Source organism: Acinetobacter lwoffii (assembly GCF_019343495.1).
In the GTDB taxonomy this organism is placed as follows: domain Bacteria; phylum Pseudomonadota; class Gammaproteobacteria; order Pseudomonadales; family Moraxellaceae; genus Acinetobacter; species Acinetobacter lwoffii_P.
In genome coordinates this window covers 1,852,594-1,872,998 of the sequence record NZ_CP072549.1, presented here as the reverse complement: position 1 = coordinate 1,872,998, position 20,405 = coordinate 1,852,594, and the positions used below count along the sequence as shown (strand labels likewise).

Genomic DNA, 20,405 nt, shown 5'->3' with positions numbered 1-20,405 from the left:
TCATTGAATAAAGTGGTTAATCAAACATGCAAACCTTATATGTAGAACTCGGAGAACGTCGTTACCCTATTTTTATCGGGAGCGATCTTGATCCACAGGCCTTATTGGCTCCCTATATTCATGGCAAGCAAGTGATGATTGTGAGCAATACCACGGTTGCACCACTTTATTTGCAGCATTATCAAACTGCGATTGCAGCTTTAGACAAGCATGTTGCGACCTGTATTTTGCCCGATGGTGAAAAATATAAGGATAGCCAGCATCTGAATCTGATCTTTGATGCATTGCTTGAAGCTGGTTTTAACCGGGACTGTACGGTGCTTGCGCTCGGTGGTGGTGTGATTGGCGATATGGCCGGTTTTGCTTCGGCATGTTTCCAGCGTGGCGTGTATTTCATTCAGGTACCGACGACTTTACTGTCTCAAGTCGATTCCAGTGTCGGTGGAAAAACCGGGATTAATCATCCACAGGGTAAAAACATGATTGGTGCGTTCCAGCAACCGCAAGTGGTGCTGGCCGATATGTCGCAACTTTCTACTTTACCCGATCGTGAACTTGCGGCGGGTTTGGCTGAAGTGATTAAATATGCGCTACTCGGTGATGAATCATTTCTGCTCTGGCTTGAAGAGAATATGGATGCTCTGGTCAGTCGTGATGAGAAACTACTGGCTGAGGCCGTTTATCGTTCCTGTGCGCACAAGGCCCGGATTGTCGCCAATGATGAAAAAGAGCAAGGGGAACGTGCTCTATTGAATCTGGGGCATACTTTTGGACATGCGATTGAATCTTATCTGGGGTATGGTGTCTGGCTACATGGCGAGGCTGTTGCCACCGGTATGGTGATGGCTGCGGATCTGTCACAGCGTATGGGTTGGATTTCTCAAGAAGATTTAGAACGTACAAAAAAAATCATTTCTCGTGCCAAACTTCCTGTGGTTTGTCCTAAAATCCCTCTGGATGATTTTCTGGCCTATATGGCCCATGACAAAAAAGTCTTAAATGGACAATTGCGTCTGGTGTTATTAAAGCAATTAGGCGAAGCAGTGATTACCCGAGACTTTGATCTCGAGTTAATGAAACAGGCAATTTTAGCCAGTCAGGCATAGGTTTAGTTTTATGGCAGCATTACATACTCCTTGGCAAAAGATTCAGCATTATTTCTGGCTGGTCTGTGGTGTATGCTGCCTATTTGCTGCCTTGGTCTTTTGGGCGGTGACTGATTCAGATGATGTCGTCGAAATTGAAAAAAAGCCTGAAACTGAAGTTCAGTTGCAGATTCAACCAGAAAAAGTCGCCACAATGACCCATCTTGGTGCACTTTTTCAGGAAGTGAAACCACTGGACCTAAATACGCGTACCGTCGTGAATGCCAGTCATGAGCCGGAATTCCGTGGTACCAAATTTGTCAATGAAGCGAAAAACCAGCACGCCATTGAATTATTTCGTGTGACCAATGAAGCCATTTTAAAAAGTTTTCTTAAAAAACAGTCCGATCGTAAACCTTTTATTTATTTAAGAATCTCGGGTGAAAATCAGCCAGAACAATATGTATTGTTATATGGTCAATATAAGACGGCGGCGCAAGCCAATCAGGCTTTATCTACACTGAAGTTAAATTTACCGGCCTCAGTCAAGCCTGAAGTTGTAGCAATGCAGCAATATGTTAGTCTGGTCAATAATCTGGGTTCAGAGGAATTGGCTAGTAATCAAAAGCTTTACGAAATTCGTTTGAAAAATGTGCCTTTGCCGAAAGTAGATGAATCGGTACGACTTAGACAGCAGCAAACCCAAACTGAGTCCAAGCCGCGTAGCTCTGATGCTGCGACTACCAGTACCACAATTGTGCGCCGTGATTCATCGGGAAATGTGGTCGATGTACAGAAATCTGAAAGTGCTGTAGAAGGCACGCCTCAACCGCAAAATAACAATAATCGACCTGCTCAGGGCAGTAATCCTCGTCCTCAAAATAATGAGATTAGTGATCCATTTAATTAGTCCGGTCTAAAATAGCGCATCCAAAAAATTACAGAATTAAAAATGAGCGCTTTTGGTGCAAAAAATGCACATTAAAATTAACCCTTAGAGTGCTGTTCTGCGCTAAATCTTTGTCATCTGTATTGTTTTAATTTATGCGCTGTTTGTTGGCATGGAATTTGCTTTATTGGTGCATGAATTGAATTAATCTCCCTGTTTTAGCGCGAAAAATGATTCGATGACACCATATGAATGTCATATTTATTCCAGATTTTTATGTTATTCATGAGCAGAATAAACTTTATTTGTTATGCATTTAGTCTAAAAAAGGACTAGTCTGAAGAAATAAAGAAAAATAGTTTTGCTCTACCAAGACGGTCTTCGAAAGTCCATTAGACGCCAGCGCAGAGAAAAATTTAGATTGTTTAACAGCCTGTTGAGGCTTCGTGAAAGAAGGGTACGCTATGCACATGCCATCGCCTAACAATGTAGCTCCCGCTCAAGGTTTATACCAACCGGATGAGTTTAAAGATAACTGTGGTTTCGGTTTGATCGCCCATATGCAGGGTGATGCTAGCCATGATCTCGTCAAGACCGCGATTCATAGTTTGAGTTGTATGACCCACCGTGGTGGTATTGCCGCGGATGGCAAAACCGGGGATGGTTGTGGCTTGCTCTTGGCGATGCCGAAAAAATTCTTCCGTGAAGAAGCGAAACGCTTAAGTGATACCACCTTAAGTGAAGTGTTTGCTGTGGGTTCGGTGTTTCTAAATCTTGATCCGGCACTTGCTGCACATGCCAAACAGGTTTTAAACAAAGAGATTGAAGCTGAAGGTTTAATCGTTCTGGCTTGGCGTGTAATTCCGACCAATGTCGATGCACTGGGTGAAATTGCATTGCAATCGATGCCGGCATTTGAACAGATTATTGTTAACTGTCCAATGGGTGTGACTGAGGTTGAATTTAACCGTAAGTTATTCCTGGCACGTCGTCGTACAGAACAATTGTTGGTGAATGATACGTCTTTCTATGTCACTACTTTATGTTCAACAGTGATCAGCTATAAAGGCTTGATGATGCCAGAAGCGATTGCAGATTTTTATACAGATCTGGCTGATCCACGTTTGGAATCACATATTGTGGTTTTCCATCAGCGCTTCTCGACCAATACCTTGCCACGCTGGCCGTTGGCACAACCGTTCCGTTACCTGGCGCACAATGGTGAAATCAACACTATTACCGCGAACCGTAACTGGGCCATGGCGCGTGTGCCGAAATTTGAAAATCCATTATTGCCAGGTTTAACTGAACTAAATCCAATTGTGAACCGTACCGGTTCAGATTCTTCAAGCCTGGACAACATGCTGGAGATTCTGGTTGGCGGTGGCATGGATCTGTTCCGTGCACTCCGTATGCTGGTTCCGCCTGCCTGGCAGAACGTGGAAACGCTTGATGCTGATCTTCGTGCTTTCTACGAATTCAACTCAAAACACATGGAAGCCTGGGATGGTCCTGCAGGTTTGGTGATTCAGGATGGGCGTCATGCGATCTGTATGCTGGATCGTAACGGTCTGCGTCCTGCGCGTTGGGTGATTACCAAAAATGGTTATATCACGCTGGCTTCTGAAATTGGCGTATGGGGTTACCAACCTGAAGATGTGATTTCTAAAGGCCGTGTCGGCCCAGGCCAGATGCTAGTCATCGACACGCAGACTGGCAAGGTACTGGATACGCAAGATGTCAATAATCATCTGAAACGTATGCGTCCATACCGTGAATGGTTACGTGAAAATTCTGTGCGTTTGCAAGGCAGTCCAGAGCTGGAAGAATATTTATGTGATCAAGGCTTAAAAGGTGATGGCCTGAAAGCGGCACAAAAAATGTTCATGGTGACCTTTGAAGAGCGTGACCAGTTATTGCGTCCGATTGCTGAAAGCGGTCAGGAAGCTGTAGGTTCAATGGGTGATGATACCCCAATGGCAGTATTGTCTCGTCAGGTGCGCCATGTGTCGGATTATTTCCGCCAGCAGTTTGCACAGGTGACCAACCCGCCGATCGATCCGCTACGTGAATCGATTGTGATGTCACTGGAAACCTGTTTAGGTCGTGAACAAAACGTCTTTGAGCAAGGGTCTGAGCATGCAGACCGCTTGATCATTTCCAGTCCTGTACTTTCTAATTCGAAAATGCATCAGATCCGTACGCTGGGTCGTGCCGGTTATGAAATTGCAGATATTGACTTGAACTATGCTGAAACCGAAGGTCTGGAAGCAGCGATTACGCGTATTTGTGAAGAATCTGCACAAGCCATTCGTGATGGTAAAACCTTACTAGTGCTTTCCGACAAGAAAATCCGTGAAGGTTACTTGCCTGCCAATGCCTTTATGATCACCGGTGCGGTGCATCATCACCTGATCAAGACTGGTTTGCGTACCGATGCCAACCTGATTGTTGAAACCGGTTTTGCCCGTGATCCACATCAGTTTGCCGTGCTACTTGGTTTTGGTGCGACAGCCATCTACCCGTACCTGGCTTATGACGTGATCAATGATCTGGTCGCGAAAGGTGAATTATTGGGTGACCCGATTTATGCGCAAAACAACTTCCGTAAGGGTATTGAAAAAGGCTTGCTGAAAGTCCTGTCTAAGATGGGTATTTCAACAGTTGCCTCTTACCGTGGCGGTCAGCTGTTTGAAGCAGTGGGCTTATCCAATGAAGTAGTGGATAAATGCTTCATCGGTGTACCAAGCCGTATTCAGGGTGCAACCTTTATTGATCTTGAAAATGATCAGAAACAGTTGGCGGATATTGCCTGGAAAAATCGTAAGCCAATTGATCAGGGCGGTCTGCTGAAATTTGTATTCGGCAAGGAATACCATGCCTTTAACCCAGACGTGATCAACTCACTGCATAAAGCAGTACGTTCTGGGAACTACGCAGATTTTAAAGAATATGCAGAATTGGTGAACAATCGTCCGATCGCCACGATTCGTGACCTGTTCAAACTAAAAACAGATAATTCGATTCCAGTCGAACAAGTGGAATCTGTGGAAAAGATCCTGCCTCGCTTTGACTCTGCCGGCATGTCTTTGGGTGCACTGTCCCCTGAAGCACATGAAGCGATTGCGATTGCCATGAACACGATTGGTGGTCGCTCGAACTCAGGTGAGGGCGGTGAAGATCCAGCGCGTTACGGTACTATCCGCAACTCGAAAATCAAACAAATTGCATCGGGCCGTTTTGGTGTAACGCCTGCTTATTTAACATCAGCAGAAGTTCTCCAGATTAAAGTCGCGCAAGGTGCAAAACCAGGTGAAGGTGGTCAGTTGCCGGGTGGTAAAGTGAATGGTCTCATTGCCCGTTTACGTTACTCTGTACCGGGCGTTACCCTGATTTCGCCACCTCCGCATCACGACATCTATTCAATTGAAGATTTATCACAGTTGATCTTTGATTTAAAACAGGTTAACCCACAGGCGATGGTGTCAGTTAAGCTGGTTTCTGAACCAGGTGTCGGTACGATTGCGGCAGGTGTGGCGAAAGCGTATGCCGATTTCATTACCATTTCTGGTTATGATGGTGGTACAGCGGCTTCTCCACTTTCTTCAATTCATCATGCAGGTTCACCGTGGGAACTGGGGCTTTCTGAGGCGCATCAGGCCCTTCGTGTGAATGACCTGCGTGGTAAAGTTCGCGTACAGACAGATGGCGGTCTGAAAACCGGTCTGGATGTTGTCAAAGCAGCAATTTTGGGTGCAGAAAGCTTCGGCTTTGGTTCAACCCCAATGATTGCCTTGGGTTGTAAATACCTGCGTATCTGCCACTTGAATAACTGTGCAACCGGTGTAGCAACCCAGCAAGATCATTTACGTCAAGAGCATTATATTGGCGAGCCACAAATGCTGATCAACTTCTTCACCTTTATTGCTGAAGAAACCCGTGAATGGCTGGCAGCACTTGGGGTATCGAGTCTGAAAGACCTGATTGGCCGTACGGATCTGCTGGAAGTTTTGCCGGGTGAAACTGAAAAGCATGCACATCTTGATTTAAGCAAATTGCTGGAGTCGCATCCTGCTGCAGAAGGTAAAGCACAGTACTGCGAAGTACAGGGCAATGCGCCATTTGATAAAGGCATTCTGGCTGAAAAGATGGTAGATGAGATTCTGCCTGCGATTGAAGCGGGAACTGGCGGTGAATATAGCTTTACGATCGGTAACTGTGACCGTTCGATTGGTGCCCGTCTATCTGGTGAAATTGCGAAACGCTATGGCAACCTGAGCATGGAAGCCCATCCGGTGAAAGTTCACCTGAATGGTACTGCGGGTCAGTCGCTGGGGGTCTGGAATGCTGGTGGTCTACATATCAGCCTAGAAGGCGATGCCAATGACTATGTCGGTAAAGGCATGGCTGGCGGTCGCATCTCGATCTTCCCGCCAAAAGGTTCGCCATTCCAAACCCAAAATACCGCGATTATTGGGAATACCTGTTTGTACGGTGCGACTGGCGGTAAGTTATATGCAGCGGGTACAGCGGGCGAGCGTTTCGCGGTGCGTAACTCGGGTGCATTTGCCGTGATTGAAGGTGCAGGTGATCACTGCTGTGAATATATGACCGGTGGTATTGTGACAGTGCTGGGTAAGGTTGGGCATAACTTCGGTGCAGGTATGACTGGTGGTTTTGCTTATGTACTTGATCTGGATAATGACTTCGTTGATCATTATAACCACGAGCTGATTGAGCTGAATCGTATTTCTACGGAAGCGATGGAAGAGCATAAAGCCTTCCTGGGTCGTATCCTGGATGAACATATTAAAGAAACGGGTAGTGCTTGGGCGTACAAGATCCGCCATGAGTTTGACTTCTACAGCCGCAAGTTCTGGTTGGTAAAACCAAAAGCAGCCAATTTGCAAACGCTGTTAAAAACAACTCAAGCTGATCCACAATAATTCCACTACTGCAGAAACATAGGCAGATGTAAGGCAACTGTGAACCCCCTTACATCTCCCCACGGAGAGAGACATGGCAGAACGCCTGAATAATGACTTTCAATTCCTGGATGTCGCACGCCAAGATCCAGAGAAAAAAGAGATTGATGTCCGCAAAGCAGAATTTGTGGAAATTTATAAGCCTTATACCGCGGAAATTGCAGCCAATCAGACACATCGCTGTCTAGGCTGTGGTAACCCTTACTGTGAGTGGAAATGTCCGGTACATAACTATATTCCAAACTGGTTAAAACTGGTGTCTGAAGGCCGGTTGTTTCAGGCGGCTGAACTGTGTCACCAGACCAACACCTTGCCAGAAGTTTGTGGTCGTGTTTGTCCGCAAGACCGTCTGTGTGAAGGGGCGTGTACCCTGAATGATGGTTTTGGTGCGGTAACGATTGGTAATGCAGAAAAATATATTAATGACACTGCTTTTGCATTGGGCTGGCGTCCAGATATGTCTTCAGTAAAATGGACTGATAAAAAAGTTGCCATCATTGGCGCGGGTCCTGCAGGCTTAGGCTGCGCAGACATTCTGGTACGTAATGGCGTTAAACCAGTGGTATTCGACAAACGTCCTGAAATCGGTGGTCTGCTGACTTTCGGTATTCCAGAATTCAAGATGGAAAAAGACGTGATGAAACGCCGTCGTGAAATCTTTACAGGTATGGGTGTTGAATTCCGTCTGAATACTGAAATTGGTACAGATGTGACGATTGACCAATTACTGGCTGACTACGATGCTGTATTCATGGGTATGGGCACCTATACTTATATGAAAGGTGGTTTTGCCGGTGAAGATCTGGATGGTGTGTATGATGCACTAGATTTCCTGATTGCCAATGTCAATCGTTGCCAAGGCTGGGAAAAAAATCCGTCTGAATATATCAGTGTTGAAGGCAAGAAAGTCATCGTTTTAGGCGGTGGTGATACAGCTATGGACTGTAACCGTACCTCAATTCGTCAGGGTGCTGAGTCTGTTGTATGTGCTTACCGTCGTGATGAAGAAAATATGCCGGGTTCACGTCGTGAAGTAAAAAATGCGCGTGAAGAAGGGGTGGAATTCCAGTTTAACCGTCAGCCAATCGAAATCGTGGGTGAAAATGGTAAAGTGACGGGGGTGAAATTCGTTACGACTCAGTTGAGTGAGCCAGATAGCCGTGGTCGCCGTAGCCCGGAACCAATTCCAGGTTCAGAAGAAATTTTGCCTGCGGATGCTGTATTGCTTGCCTTTGGTTTCCGTACCAGCCCAGCGGACTGGTTTGCAGATGTCGAGATTAATCTGGATGGTTCAGGTCGTGTCGTTGCCGCTGAGCAGCAACAATACAAATTCCAGACCTCGAATCCAAAAATCTTTGCTGGTGGTGACATGGTTCGCGGTTCTGATCTGGTGGTAACCGCAATCTGGGAAGGCCGTCAGGCAGCTGAAGGGATTCTGGATTATCTGGATGTTTAACAGTTGAAAATTCACTGAAGTCATTCAAACAACCCGCTACGGCGGGTTTTTTATTTTTGGATATTGTCTAACTTAAAGAGAGGCCCTTAAAAAGATTATAAAAAGTAACAAAACTTTAGAAAATACTGTTTAAAATCAAATTAATTATATAAATATTAATAAAGAATTGAGGACAAGATATCATGCGTGTATTTAAACAATCTCTTATCGCCTTAATGCTAGCCAGTACCTTGACCCTGAGTGGTTGCGGCTATAACACCTTACAAGTCAAAGATGAAGCCGTAACGGCAGCCTGGTCTGAAGTGCAGAACCAGTATCAGCGCCGTGCCGATTTGGTGCCTAATCTGGTCAATGTGGTCAAAGGCTATGCCTCGCATGAAGAGCAGGTCTTAACAGAAGTGACCCAAGCACGTGCCAATGTTGCCGGCCTGAAAGTAGATCGTGAAGTACTAGAAGATCCTGAACTATTCCAACGCTATCAGGAAGCACAGGCCCAGATGACCAGTGCCTTGTCTCGTCTTTTAGCCGTCACTGAGAATTATCCAGATTTGAAAGCGAACCAGCAGTTCCGTGATTTACAGGTGCAGCTAGAAGGAACTGAAAACCGGATTGCAGTGGCACGTAACCGTTATATTACGACAGTACAGGACTTCAACTCTTATGCGCGCCAGTTCCCGCAAGTCATGACCGCCAAAGTGATTGGTATGGACACCAAACCGAACTTTAGCGCCGAGCAAAGTGCACAGAAAGCACCAACGGTTTCCTTTGAATAAGTAATATCTGTAGATAAGTGAGAGATCAGATGCCTGAAATACTGCTGAAATACTGTGCTAGTTTGATTCTTATGTTGGGCATGGGAATGACAACACTTGTTTCAGCAGAAACGGCGACGGCTACAGATACTGAAGAAGTCATCGTAGCCCGTGAAATCTTACAGCCTAAAAATAATCAAAATACTCCAGCCCAAAATACAGAAACTGCAGCAGCATCACAGCCGCAAATTGCCAATGACATGGCGGAAGGGCAGTTTCAGCGCGACTTACCAAGCCTGAATGAACCGGTCATTGATCAGGCAAATTTACTTAGTCCCGCTGAAAAACAGCAACTCAGTCAGCGTATTTTGAAACTTTATAATGAAGGCAAAGGGCAAATAGGTGTAGTCATTGTTCCGACCACAGGGCAAGAAGATATTTTTGATTATTCCATGCGCGTGGCTGACGCCTGGCAACTCGGTTCAGCCAAACGCGATAATGGTTTATTGATGACCATTGCTATTAATGATCGCCGTATTCAAATTTTGACCGGTTATGGCTTGGAGGGGATTCTACCCGATATTGTAGCTGGCCGTATTATTCATGACAAAATTACGCCATTTTTTAAGCAAGGTCAGTATGCACAAGGCATTGATTCCGGACTAACCGAAATTGAACGTATTTTAAATTTAGATCCTGAAATTGCTGCACAGGCAGCGGATGAAATCAAAGAGCGCCAGGAGCAAGCTTATCAAGCTCAAAAAGCATCGCAAGCTACTTTTGGGAGTGTCATCTTCATTATTATTGCGGGTGTCATGGGTTCCATGATTTTTGGCAGAAAACTCAGTGCTGCGACTGCCGCAGTTGCAGGGACAGCTGCCGGTCTGGTCAATGGCATGGGTTTAATTGCCAGTTTAATGATTGGTGCCGGGGTATTCTTTTTATTGGTCACCTCGCTTGCCCAGCTGATTTTACATGCCTTTATGGCAGGTGGTGGCCGCGGCGGTAGTGGTCGTGGTGGTTTTGGGGGCGGCGGCTTCGGCGGTGGCGGTGGTGGATTTGGCGGGGGAGGAGCATCAGGCTCATGGTAACAACTACAGATACAACAGAAATTGTCACGCGGCCGAAGTTGGAAGAACATGCGCAGCCGAGTATTAAGCGCTGGTTAAAACATTTCTTTTATATGCCGGCAACCAAGCGTTTTTTTTCCAAGCAGGATCAGCATGCGATTGCAGTGGCGGTTGAAGAGGCCGAGCATGGACATGTGGGGGAGATTCAGGTGGTGATTGAAGGCTGTCTACCTTCACGATCTGCTTATTATCAGGATACACTTTGTCGTGCCCGTCAGTTATTTGCTGAAATTGGGGTTTGGGATACCGAATATAACAGTGGGGTACTCCTGTATTTGAACCTCTGCGAGCACAAGGTTGAAATTGTGATTGATCGGGGAATTAAGAATGCGACAACCCAGCAGGTCTGGGATGAAATCTGTCAAAGCATCATTCAAAATCTGGCTCAGCAGAAGTTTAAAGAGGGTGTAATTGAAGGGGTAAAGCAAATTGGAGAGGTGTTAGATCAGTACTATGATCGAAAAATAGATGATTTAAAGAATGAATTAGGGAATAAACCGATTATTCTGGGGTGATTTTAGTCAATTAACTGACATTTTTTGTCAGTTAGTTACACAAAATAAAACATAAAAATTACAAAAATAAAAATATTTTTTTAAAGTGCTGTTTTTTCTGTTAATTTTATTATAATAAAACTTGGCACACTTCGTGCTAAATATAAAATTAAGCTAAATGAGCTTTTTCTTTAGGCTTATAAATAAACAAAAAACATTTGTGGAGAATGTTATGAATACAGTACAAAAGGGTTTTACCCTTATTGAATTAATGATTGTTGTAGCGATTATCGGTATTTTGGCTGCGGTAGCGATTCCTGCTTATCAAGATTATACAGTACGTGCCAAAATTTCTGAAGTAGTTGTAGCAGGTGCATCTGCTAAATCTGCAATTAGTGAAGGTTTTCAAACTAATGGTATGGTTGGTGTAGCATCTGCCGCAACAGCTGTAACTCAAGGCTCAGCAACAGCTCCCGTAAGCAAATATTTACAGTCTATTGCAGCTGCACCTCTTACAGGTACATTAACTCTAACTACGACTGCTGATACTAGTTTACCGACAGATGCACGTCAAAAAACAATTGTAATGGCGCCTTATATTAAAGCTACGGCTGGTAGTACAGCTGGCGCAGCATTAGCTGCAGGGCTTTCAGGCTCAGTACAATGGGCTTGTATGTCTTCTACTACTGGACAAGCAACTGCTCGAGGCTTTGCTAAAGGTGCTCCTGCTGCTGCTACTGCTTTACCAGCTAAATATGCTCCTTCAGAGTGTCGTTAATTTTTAGTTTTTAACTAGAGATTAAATAAAAGACTGGTTCGCCAGTCTTTTTAATTAATTATTTTAAAATAAATAGGAGAAAAATAATTAGAAAAGAATTATATCTATATCAGGGACTAAATTTTGAGATTAAAACTATTTCTAAAGCCAATTCTGTTGAAGATAGTGACTTAATTGTTGTTTTAAAACATAGTGAAAAATTATTAGAATTTTATCATGCTCACTCTGAAGTCGTAGGGGATTTTAAACACCAAAATAAAGCTGATTTAGAAGATCTTTTGTATGAAATTACAAAATCTGAAATTAAATCAAAGTTTTTTGAAATGCTAAGTACACAGTAGCAAGGTTGTAATTTGATCATATCTAAACGTATTCGATTCTTTCTTAGTCATTTGGGAATTTCCATATTTATTGTACTAGCAGTAATTGGATTAGTTTTTGGAGTCTGGTATCCACAGCCGTTAGCAACTGCAGTTGGTGTTACACAAATATTTTTGATGTTAATTCTAATTGATATTATTGTCGGACCTCTACTTGGACTTTTGGTTTATAGGGAAGGCAAAAAATCACTAAAATTTGATTTAAGTGTCGTTATTCTTTTGCAAATATCAGCATTGGTATATGGATTGTATAATCTAGAACAAGGTCGTCCTGCATGGTTGGTTTATAATGTAGATCGCTTTGAACTTGTACGCAAAAATGAATTAGTTGATATTAATATTCAGCAAGCCCAGCCACAATTCCAACAACCTTCATGGTTTAAACCGCAATATGTTTCTACTGAATTTGCAAAAGATACACAACAACGCAATAATGAAATGTTTGCAGAAATATTTGATGGTATTTCTGTTGCTCAACGTCCAGAACGCTATGTAGAACTGACTCAAGCCAAAACTCAAATTCAACAACGTGCATTGCCCCTTAAAGAATTGGAACAGTACAACTCAAAAACAGAAGTTGAAAAAACTTTAGCAAAATATCCAAATGCAGATGCTTGGGTACCGCTAAAAGCTAGTGCAGTCGATATGGTGGTTTTAATTAAGAAAGAAACAGCCGAAGTGATCAAAATCGTTAACCTCCGCCCATGGAACTAACTTATGTGTGAAGGATCAAAAAGCAGATTAACCCTTAATCTGCTTTTTTGTTTATCATGTGCCAAACTTCTACCGCCTGATATTTCCATGAAATTCACGCTTGCCCTTATCGCAGCAATCCTCATCTCCCTCGCATGGCTCATGCCGATCCATTACCGCCCTTGGGTGACTTATACGGGTGAATTGTATGCCTTCTTTGCGTTATTCACTCTTGCAGCTATCTGTCTAAAAGAAAAACTAAAAGTCCCAACTATTAGCTTACCTTTATTACTACTTGCCTGTGTACCATTTATACATTTTCTGGCAGGGCAGGTGTTCTTTTTTAGTATCGCCATGATGGGCTATATTTTCGTCTTAAGCTTTTGGCTGGCAAGTGTACTCGGTTATAACTTATCAACAGGAAACTATAACCGAGAAGAAACTTTCGCTAATCTGAGTTATGTGTTTCTGGCTTCAGGTACTGTCACGGGCATCATTGCACTTTGCCAGTGGACAAATCTGGATGCAACTTTACCGGGGATGGTGAATATCAGTGGTACTCAACGGCCCTATGCCAACTTCGCCCAGCCCAATAATATGGCGACTTTTCTCGTCATGGCATTGATGAGCTGTCTGTACCTTTATGAAAAGAAAAAAATCCAGACCAAATGGCTATTTGCCTGCGCTGCTGTGATTGTTATGGGAGTGGCTTTAAGCCAGTCACGTACTGCTTGGGTCGCTGCGATTGCGATTATGCTTTATCTGGCTTTTTATCAATTTAAAGGTATTATTCGCCTGAAATGGTATTACAGTATCGCTTGGTTTATCTTCTTTGTTGCTTGTATTGGTGCTTTTCCATTACTCAGTCAGCTCGCTGCACAGGCGATGGATACGGACGTGGTACAAAGCCGGGATGTGGTGTCGCGTGCCACCGGAGATATGTCACGACTTGCCATCTGGCAGCAAATGCTAGCGGCAATTCAGGCGCAACCATGGTTTGGCTATGGTTGGTATCAGACCAGTATCGCTTTTGTCTCGATTAGCGATACAGTACAAGGCCCGGTCTGGATTCGTAGCGCGCATAATTTTATTCTGGACTTTTTACTCTGGAATGGGTTGATCATCGGTCTGCCGTTTTTGGCGTACTTTGGTTATTTGGGTTATCAGTTGCAGCGCTGGGTCAACACGCCAGAGTCTGTCATCGGGATCTTGATGATCGGGGCTTTTGTGACGCATGCCATGTTTGAGTTTCCACAGCATTATGCCTATTTCCTGTTACCGGTGGGTTTTATTCTGGGTACAGTTCTGGCACAAAATCCAAAAATTAAAATAATAGTTATGCCATCAATCGGCATGAAATTCATTTTTGCTGTCGGATTGCTTTTATTGATTGTGATTTATCGGGATTATGACGTTGTAGTACCAAAACTTGGACAAAGTATTCGTTATGAAAAACAGCCGGAAAAAATCACCAATGAAAAACCAATTTATTTGCTGACCGAGTTTAATCATCGCATTGCCTGGATTCGTCTGAATCCTTATAGCAAGGCATCTGCTGATCAGATTCTGGAAGGTGAACAAATGGTCTTGAGTTATCCGACTAAATATAACCTGATCAAATATGCCAAACTTTTAGCTTTTAATGGATATGAGGCGGAAGCCAAGCACCAGCTGCAACGCTTAAAGACCATTCAGAAAACTGAAATGAGTTATGAAGAATTAACGCAGGATGTACCTCGCTAAATACAAAAAAGCCAGTAGATGCTGGCTTTTTCTTGTCTTAATTTTGAGTTTAGAGCTGACTTTGAATATAGTTTTCAATGCCAATGCTTTCGATCAGATCAATTTGTGTCGTTGTCCAATCCAGATAATTTTCTTCTTTCTCTAGAATTTCCTGAACCAGATCACGCGTCACATAATCCATTTGGGTTTCAGCCAGTGCGACAGCTTTCTGGATGGCTTCAATATTCTCTTTGACTTTGCGCACATCACAATGCAGCACTTCTTGAGTATGCTGACCGATATACAGTTTGCCCAGATTTTGTAAATTTGGCAGACCTTCCAAAAATAAAATACGTTCAATAATTTTATCAGCATGTTTCATCTGAACAATGGATTCTTTATATTCTGCCGAGCCCAGTTTCTCAATGCCCCAGTCATTAAACATGCGCGAATGCAGGAAATACTGGTTAATGGCAGTTAAGTGGTGATACAACACCTGATTGAGCTGATTAATCACATCACGATTGCCTTTCATCGCATAACTCCATTTGGACCTGTTTTATCTTTCTAAGAAAGCGCTCTAATCCTGATAGTAAAGCAAGTCAGGGGCAAATGGCGAGTAATTTATGGAACAGCAAATGAAAATCGACATCGAATCGATCCAGACTCAGATGAGTGGCAATAAAAACCCGCCAGAGTCAAAGGCGGGGGAGGAGTAATGATCGAAGATCATTGTTTTTCATTATGCTTATAAGGAGAAATATTTTTAATTTATGCTGCAACTGCCAGCCGTGCTGCAATTTGTGAAACTTCATCACTGATGATCATACGGGCTTCTGGTGCACAGCGGCCACAGCAAGTTCCCAAGTCCAACATATCGCGGACATCACGATAACTTTCAGCGCCATTTGCAATAGCATCTTTAATGTCTTGATCTGTAATGCCACGGCATAGACAAACGTACATAGGACACAACCACAGTGATTAAATAAGATAAGTAATATTATTGATAATTGTTATCGTTTGTCAATAAAAATCATTTGAAATAGCTTTTATCACGATTGATGATTTAGATAAAAAGTGACCATCTGAGCGGAAATCCAAGTGCTGCTCGGATTTCCACACAAAAGTGATTCGTGATTTAGAATGAGATATTGTGGGTAGATATTGAGTGATTTTTATAACTTATTGATTAATGATGACAATACCATCCATTTCAACCAAAGCATCTTTAGGCAGGCTTGCGACACCTAAAGCAGCACGTGCTGGATAGGGTTGGGCAAAATACTCACCCATAATTTGATTGACCAGTTGAAAGTGCGATAAATCGGTCAGGAAAATATTCAGTTTGGCGATATCTGCCAAAGAACCACCAGCGGCTTCACAGACTGCTTTTAAGTTATCAAACACCCGGCGAATTTGCGCTTCAATGCCTTCAACCAGTTCCATACTATAAGGATCCAGGCCAATTTGACCTGATAGATATAAGGTATCACCCACTAAAATGGCTTGCGAATAAGTACCAATCGCAGCAGGGGCATTTTCAGTATGGATTACTTGGCGGGACATTAATTTCTCCTTTTATCATCGACATACATCATATTCGATCAATTCGGCCGATAAAAGCACTATCGTTTTAAATGATCAACTCGCTTTAGAGGCTTCACTGAAAACGACGGGCTGAGCCAGACGGATAATTCGTGGGAAACCGAAATACATGCGTAAATCCCGGATAATCTGTGCAATCTGTTTACGGTTATGCACCACGATATTGACATAGGTTTTGTCATCCTGAGTACGCACCATTTCCACCCCGGAATGCGCTTTACGGCATTGGTAAATCAGGTCGGAAATCTGCTCGTCATTCATGTCCAAGTCAATGCTGAGATAGGCAGTAAAGCTGATATCTTCTAGATCATCAGAGGTCCACTGCAATAACATGATATTTTCTGGATGCTGATGCTGTTCGTGCAATAGGTTATGACAGCGCGCACGATGCACAATCAGACCACGACGGGTCAAATGACCCTGAATCGGATCACCCAGCACAGGATTGCAGCAATGTGCATATTTGACATCGACACCTTCCGTTCCCTGAATCAGACGATCTGAACTGGCAATATTCTGATGCTGATCTTGGGCAAATAAATGATTGGCCACCAGTTGTGGTAATAAATCACCGACTGCAATCTGTTCAAAGAGCTGTTCTTTGCTGGAAACATGGCGCCATTCCAAGAGGTTTTTCCAGTCTGCTTCAGTCAGATCGCGAATCGAACGATGAAACAGTTTTAGTGCACGATTGAGAGCCTGTTGTCCGACCAGACGCTGTTCGTCTGGGTCCTGATCACGCAGAATATTCTGAATAGCACGACGAGCTTTCTGGGTATTAATAAAACTGAGCCAATCTGGGTTCGGAGTCGCAAGGACATCGGTAATAATTTCGACCACCTGACCACTGACTAGAGGAGTCGACAGTGGTTTGGTCTCATTATTAATTTTTGCACCCACCGCATGGTTGCCCAGGAATAAACTCGCGGCATAAGCAAAGTCGACCGCCGTGGCACCTTGCGGCAATTCATGTAAATGGCCGTGCGGAGTATAGACCCAGATTTTTTCTTGGTGCAGATAATCCAGTAGTTCACTGAAAGTGGTTTTGGCACATTCACCATCGACCAGAACATTCAGATTTTGCATCGAGGCCTGAATCGCAGAGCGGCAGGCTTGCGGCGCACTTTCACCGAGTACAACGCCAAAACGTGCCGCTTTACGCATGAGTTCGGTTTGAATAGTCAAAGACAAAGTGGTCTTTTCGCCTTTCAGGCGCATCATCAAGGACTGGTTGCCTCCCGGTAATGGGCGGCGGATATGATCTTCATAACTCTGGATTTTAAAACTTTGTGTCAGGATTTCTGCCAGTCGGTCACAGTCCGCGATGCTCTGTAAAATAATTTCAAAAGCATGGCTATGAGTTAATTCTTGTAGATCGATATCATTTTTAACGAAGTGGCGCAGTAGCTCAATATTATTATTCTTCTTCTTAATCCGGCCCTGAATGGCATTCTGTTGCAGCAGTTCAGTCAGGTTCTTTTCCCATTTGGCCTGATATTCACAGCGTTTTGGCTTGGTTTCCAGCAGGGCGGCCTGCACATTGTTATACATATCCAGATCTAGATTCTGATAACAAAGATGTTCCAGGTTATCGGCCATTTCATTCATGCCGACAATACGCGCCATCGGAACAAAAATTTCAAAGGTTTCGCGGGCAATACGTGCCCGTTTGTCAGGGCGCAGTGCGTCCAAAGTGGTCATGTTGTGATAACGGTCGGCCAGTTTTACGATAATGACACGTGGATCTTGTAGCGTCGCTTGCAGGATTTTCCGGAAAGAAGCCGCTTTATTATATTCTTTATCACTGGAATGACTGAGTTTGGTGACACCATCGACCAGTTCAGCGACGGTAAAACCAAAAATCTTGCTAATATCATCTTTGTTAAATTCGGTATCTTCAATCACATCGTGCAGCAGGGCGGCCATTAAGGTTTCAGTGTCCAAACGCATATGCGCCAGAATACAGCTGACTGCAATCGGATGCAGAATATAAGGTTCACCACTTTTGCGCACAATCCCATCATGCGCCATATCTGCATAATCACAGGCCGCAAGCACACGTTCGACATCGCTTTCACTTAAATACGCATCGATAATGATCTCTAACTGCTGCTTGGCTTGACTGACCTGTGGGCCTGGCATAAAACACCTTTAAAACTGAAATTCTTACAAATAAAACATGAAAGCATTCTAGAAATGTAAATTTCGTGGCTTGATGGTTATTGGCGCTATAGAGCAAAAAACCCATACAAACTTGATAGCTACCCCTTATGTTATAACCGTTCTGGCATAAATATAAAAGTCACATAACAAAAAAAGCCTAGTTTAGAACTAGGCTTTTTGAGTGACGATCTCTTATTGGAAAGAAAAACCGTCTAAGTTTAGATTATTTGCAGAAAGTGCAAGATCCAGACTTGATGTTTGATAGTCTTGATCACGTTGTTTCAAAATGTCTTTTGATACATGACCTGAAGCGATTTCACGTAAAGCAACAACAGTCGGTTTATCATTGTCCCATTCTACAGTTGGTTCAATACCTTGACGTGCCAATTGACGCGCGCGCTTGCTTGCCACTAGTACAAGCTCAAAGCGGTTGTCTACATGGTCTAAACAATCTTCAACGGTGACGCGTGCCATAAGAATTCTCGTTTGAATAATAAATTTTAACAGACTGCACAGTATAAAAGGCTTTGTCTATAGACTCAAGTTTTAATCACTGCTCAGTCGGCGTTATCAGTTTCTGAATTAGTTTTTCATGACGGTTGGCTTGCTGAGACAAGACCAAACGATTGGCGATAATCACCGCTTCCAGGTCATGCAGTGCTTTATTAAAGTCGTCATTGATAATAATATAGTCAAAGTTGCTATATTGTTGCATATCTTCTACCGCGCAGCTGAGACGATGTTCGATCACATCCACCGTGTCGGTGCCGCGGTTAGACAGGCGTTCACGCAGGTCAAACTGGCTTGGTGGCAGAATAAAGATTTGTTTTGATTCAGGAAATAAGCGACGGACCTGCTGTGCACCCTGCCAGTCAATCTCGAGCAGGACATCATGACCTTTAGCCAGTTGTTCTTTTACAGTCGCTTGCGCAGTACCATAATAGTTACCAAAGACTTCAGCATATTCAATAAAGCCACCTTCATTGACCAGATTGAGAAAATCTTCTTTGGTAGAGAAGTGGTAATGCACACCATCGAGTTCGCCAGGTCGTTGACCGCGTGTCGTATGAGAAACAGAAACATGAAGATTGTTGACACGTTCAAGTAATGCTTTAACGAGGGATGTTTTGCCTGTTCCAGACGCAGCAGAAACGACAAACAAGAGACCCGACATGATATTTTTCCTGATATGATAAAATATCTTCTCTATTTTAGAGTAGAGCGACTTTAAACTAAATAGTTGTACGTCGATTGTTTTACATTTATTTCAATTGAACCGCTAAAAATGGTGTGAGTATTGAGGATTCTATGGAAATTGTTTTAGCCAATCCGCGTGGTTTTTGTGCTGGTGTAGATCGTGCCATTGCGATCGTGAACCGTGCCCTAGAATGCTTTAACCCACCGATTTATGTGCGTCATGAAGTGGTGCACAACAAATTTGTCGTAGATGACTTACGCCAGCGCGGTGCAATTTTTGTTGATGAACTCGATGAAGTCCCTGACAACAATATTGTGATTTTTAGCGCACATGGGGTTTCGAAAGCGGTACAGCTTGAAGCTGAGCGTCGTGGTTTAAAAGTCTTCGATGCGACCTGTCCGTTGGTGACCAAGGTGCATATCGAAGTGACTAAATATGCCCGTGAAGGTGTAGAGGCCATTCTGATTGGTCATGAAGGCCATCCAGAAGTTGAAGGCACCATGGGGCAATATGACAAGAAAAATGGTGGTGAGATTTATCTGGTTGAAGATGAAGAAGACGTTGCTGCTTTAACTGTGCGAAATCCTGAAAAAGTTGCCTTTGTCACGCAAACGACCTTATCGATTGACGATACGGCGAAAGTGATTGATGCCTTGCGTCAAAAATTCCCGCTAATTCAAGGTCCACGTAAAGACGATATTTGTTATGCTACGCAGAACCGTCAGGATGCAGTGCGTGACTTGGCAGAACGTTGTGATGTGGTACTTGTTGTGGGTTCACCCAATTCCTCTAATTCAAACCGTTTGCGTGAACTGGCTGAACGTATGGGGAAAGCTGCTTATCTGGTGGATAATGCTGATCAACTCAAACAGGAGTGGTTTGCAGAAAATGCCCAGATTGGGGTAACTGCAGGAGCCTCTGCACCGGAAATTTTAATTAAGCAGGTCATTCAGCGTTTACAGGATTGGGGTGCACAAGCGCCCAAAGAGTTGGATGGCCGAGAAGAAAATATTACCTTTAGTTTACCTAAAGAGTTACGTATTCCGGTAACTCAAGCCTAAAGTGTTAAGCA

The 20,405-nt window shown here is 43.6% G+C and carries 17 protein-coding genes; 11 read left to right on the top strand and 6 right to left on the bottom strand.

The window, feature by feature from the left end:
- Window positions 1-26: 26 nt before the first annotated feature.
- The 10 genes from aroB to J7649_RS08860 all read left to right on the top strand — a co-directional run bounded on the left by aroB (window position 27) and on the right by J7649_RS08860 (window position 14,385).
- On the top strand, window positions 27-1,106 hold the full coding sequence (gene aroB, locus J7649_RS08905) for a 3-dehydroquinate synthase (protein ID WP_219307479.1): 1,080 nt from the start codon (window positions 27-29) through the stop codon (window positions 1,104-1,106).
- Window positions 1,107-1,116: 10 nt separating this feature from the next.
- Window positions 1,117-1,995 carry a hypothetical protein gene (locus J7649_RS08900; protein WP_005108518.1) on the top strand — a complete coding sequence of 293 codons (879 nt, stop codon included), beginning with the start codon at window positions 1,117-1,119 and terminating at the stop codon, window positions 1,993-1,995.
- Between the two features lie 449 nt (window positions 1,996-2,444).
- A complete protein-coding gene (gene gltB / locus J7649_RS08895; RefSeq protein WP_219307477.1) occupies window positions 2,445-6,920 on the top strand; it encodes a glutamate synthase large subunit in 4,476 nt (1,491 codons plus the stop codon).
- Between the two features lie 73 nt (window positions 6,921-6,993).
- A complete protein-coding gene (locus tag J7649_RS08890) occupies window positions 6,994-8,415 on the top strand; it encodes an FAD-dependent oxidoreductase (RefSeq protein ID WP_219307474.1) in 1,422 nt (473 codons plus the stop codon).
- 182 nt (window positions 8,416-8,597) lie between these two features.
- Window positions 8,598-9,188, top strand: a complete 591-nt coding sequence (locus tag J7649_RS08885) for a LemA family protein (RefSeq protein WP_005108521.1) — start codon at window positions 8,598-8,600, stop codon at window positions 9,186-9,188.
- Window positions 9,189-9,217: 29 nt separating this feature from the next.
- On the top strand, window positions 9,218-10,258 hold the full coding sequence (locus tag J7649_RS08880; RefSeq protein ID WP_219307472.1) for a TPM domain-containing protein: 1,041 nt from the start codon (window positions 9,218-9,220) through the stop codon (window positions 10,256-10,258).
- Window positions 10,252-10,812 carry a TPM domain-containing protein gene (locus J7649_RS08875; protein WP_219307470.1) on the top strand — a complete coding sequence of 187 codons (561 nt, stop codon included), beginning with the start codon at window positions 10,252-10,254 and terminating at the stop codon, window positions 10,810-10,812. The genes J7649_RS08880 and J7649_RS08875 overlap by 7 nt, the downstream gene beginning before the upstream one ends.
- 211 nt (window positions 10,813-11,023) lie before the next feature.
- Window positions 11,024-11,569, top strand: coding sequence for a pilin (locus J7649_RS08870; RefSeq protein ID WP_219307468.1), 546 nt, complete (start codon window positions 11,024-11,026; stop codon window positions 11,567-11,569).
- Between the two features lie 359 nt (window positions 11,570-11,928).
- Entirely contained in the window at window positions 11,929-12,663 is a 735-nt protein-coding gene (tfpZ, locus tag J7649_RS08865; protein ID WP_219310086.1) for a TfpX/TfpZ family type IV pilin accessory protein, read from the top strand.
- 87 nt (window positions 12,664-12,750) lie between these two features.
- A complete protein-coding gene (locus J7649_RS08860; RefSeq protein WP_219307466.1) occupies window positions 12,751-14,385 on the top strand; it encodes a PglL family O-oligosaccharyltransferase in 1,635 nt (544 codons plus the stop codon).
- Between the two features lie 49 nt (window positions 14,386-14,434).
- Here the strand turns inward: J7649_RS08860 and bfr are convergent, their stop codons facing one another.
- The 6 genes from bfr to gmk form a co-directional block, all read right to left on the bottom strand.
- Window positions 14,435-14,899, bottom strand: a complete 465-nt coding sequence (bfr, locus tag J7649_RS08855; protein WP_005101322.1) for a heteropolymeric bacterioferritin subunit Bfr — start codon at window positions 14,897-14,899, stop codon at window positions 14,435-14,437.
- A gap of 236 nt (window positions 14,900-15,135) precedes the next feature.
- Window positions 15,136-15,330: a bacterioferritin-associated ferredoxin gene (locus J7649_RS08850; protein ID WP_004644972.1), complete on the bottom strand. Its 195-nt coding sequence runs from the start codon at window positions 15,328-15,330 to the stop codon at window positions 15,136-15,138.
- Window positions 15,331-15,549: 219 nt separating this feature from the next.
- Window positions 15,550-15,933 carry a RidA family protein gene (locus tag J7649_RS08845; RefSeq protein ID WP_004644973.1) on the bottom strand — a complete coding sequence of 128 codons (384 nt, stop codon included), beginning with the start codon at window positions 15,931-15,933 and terminating at the stop codon, window positions 15,550-15,552.
- A 75-nt stretch (window positions 15,934-16,008) separates the two neighbouring features.
- A complete protein-coding gene (locus tag J7649_RS08840; protein WP_191111828.1) occupies window positions 16,009-18,114 on the bottom strand; it encodes a RelA/SpoT family protein in 2,106 nt (701 codons plus the stop codon).
- A 213-nt stretch (window positions 18,115-18,327) separates the two neighbouring features.
- Complete coding sequence (gene rpoZ, locus J7649_RS08835; RefSeq protein WP_004281186.1) at window positions 18,328-18,609, bottom strand: DNA-directed RNA polymerase subunit omega; 282 nt, start codon at window positions 18,607-18,609, stop codon at window positions 18,328-18,330.
- 76 nt (window positions 18,610-18,685) lie between these two features.
- Complete coding sequence (gmk, locus tag J7649_RS08830) at window positions 18,686-19,309, bottom strand: guanylate kinase (RefSeq protein WP_064094584.1); 624 nt, start codon at window positions 19,307-19,309, stop codon at window positions 18,686-18,688.
- Between the two features lie 134 nt (window positions 19,310-19,443).
- On the opposite strand from gmk, the gene ispH reads away from it, so the two are divergent.
- Window positions 19,444-20,394 (top strand): 4-hydroxy-3-methylbut-2-enyl diphosphate reductase, encoded by a 951-nt coding sequence (ispH, locus tag J7649_RS08825; RefSeq protein ID WP_219307463.1) that lies wholly within the window; start codon window positions 19,444-19,446, stop codon window positions 20,392-20,394.
- Window positions 20,395-20,405 lie beyond the last annotated feature (11 nt).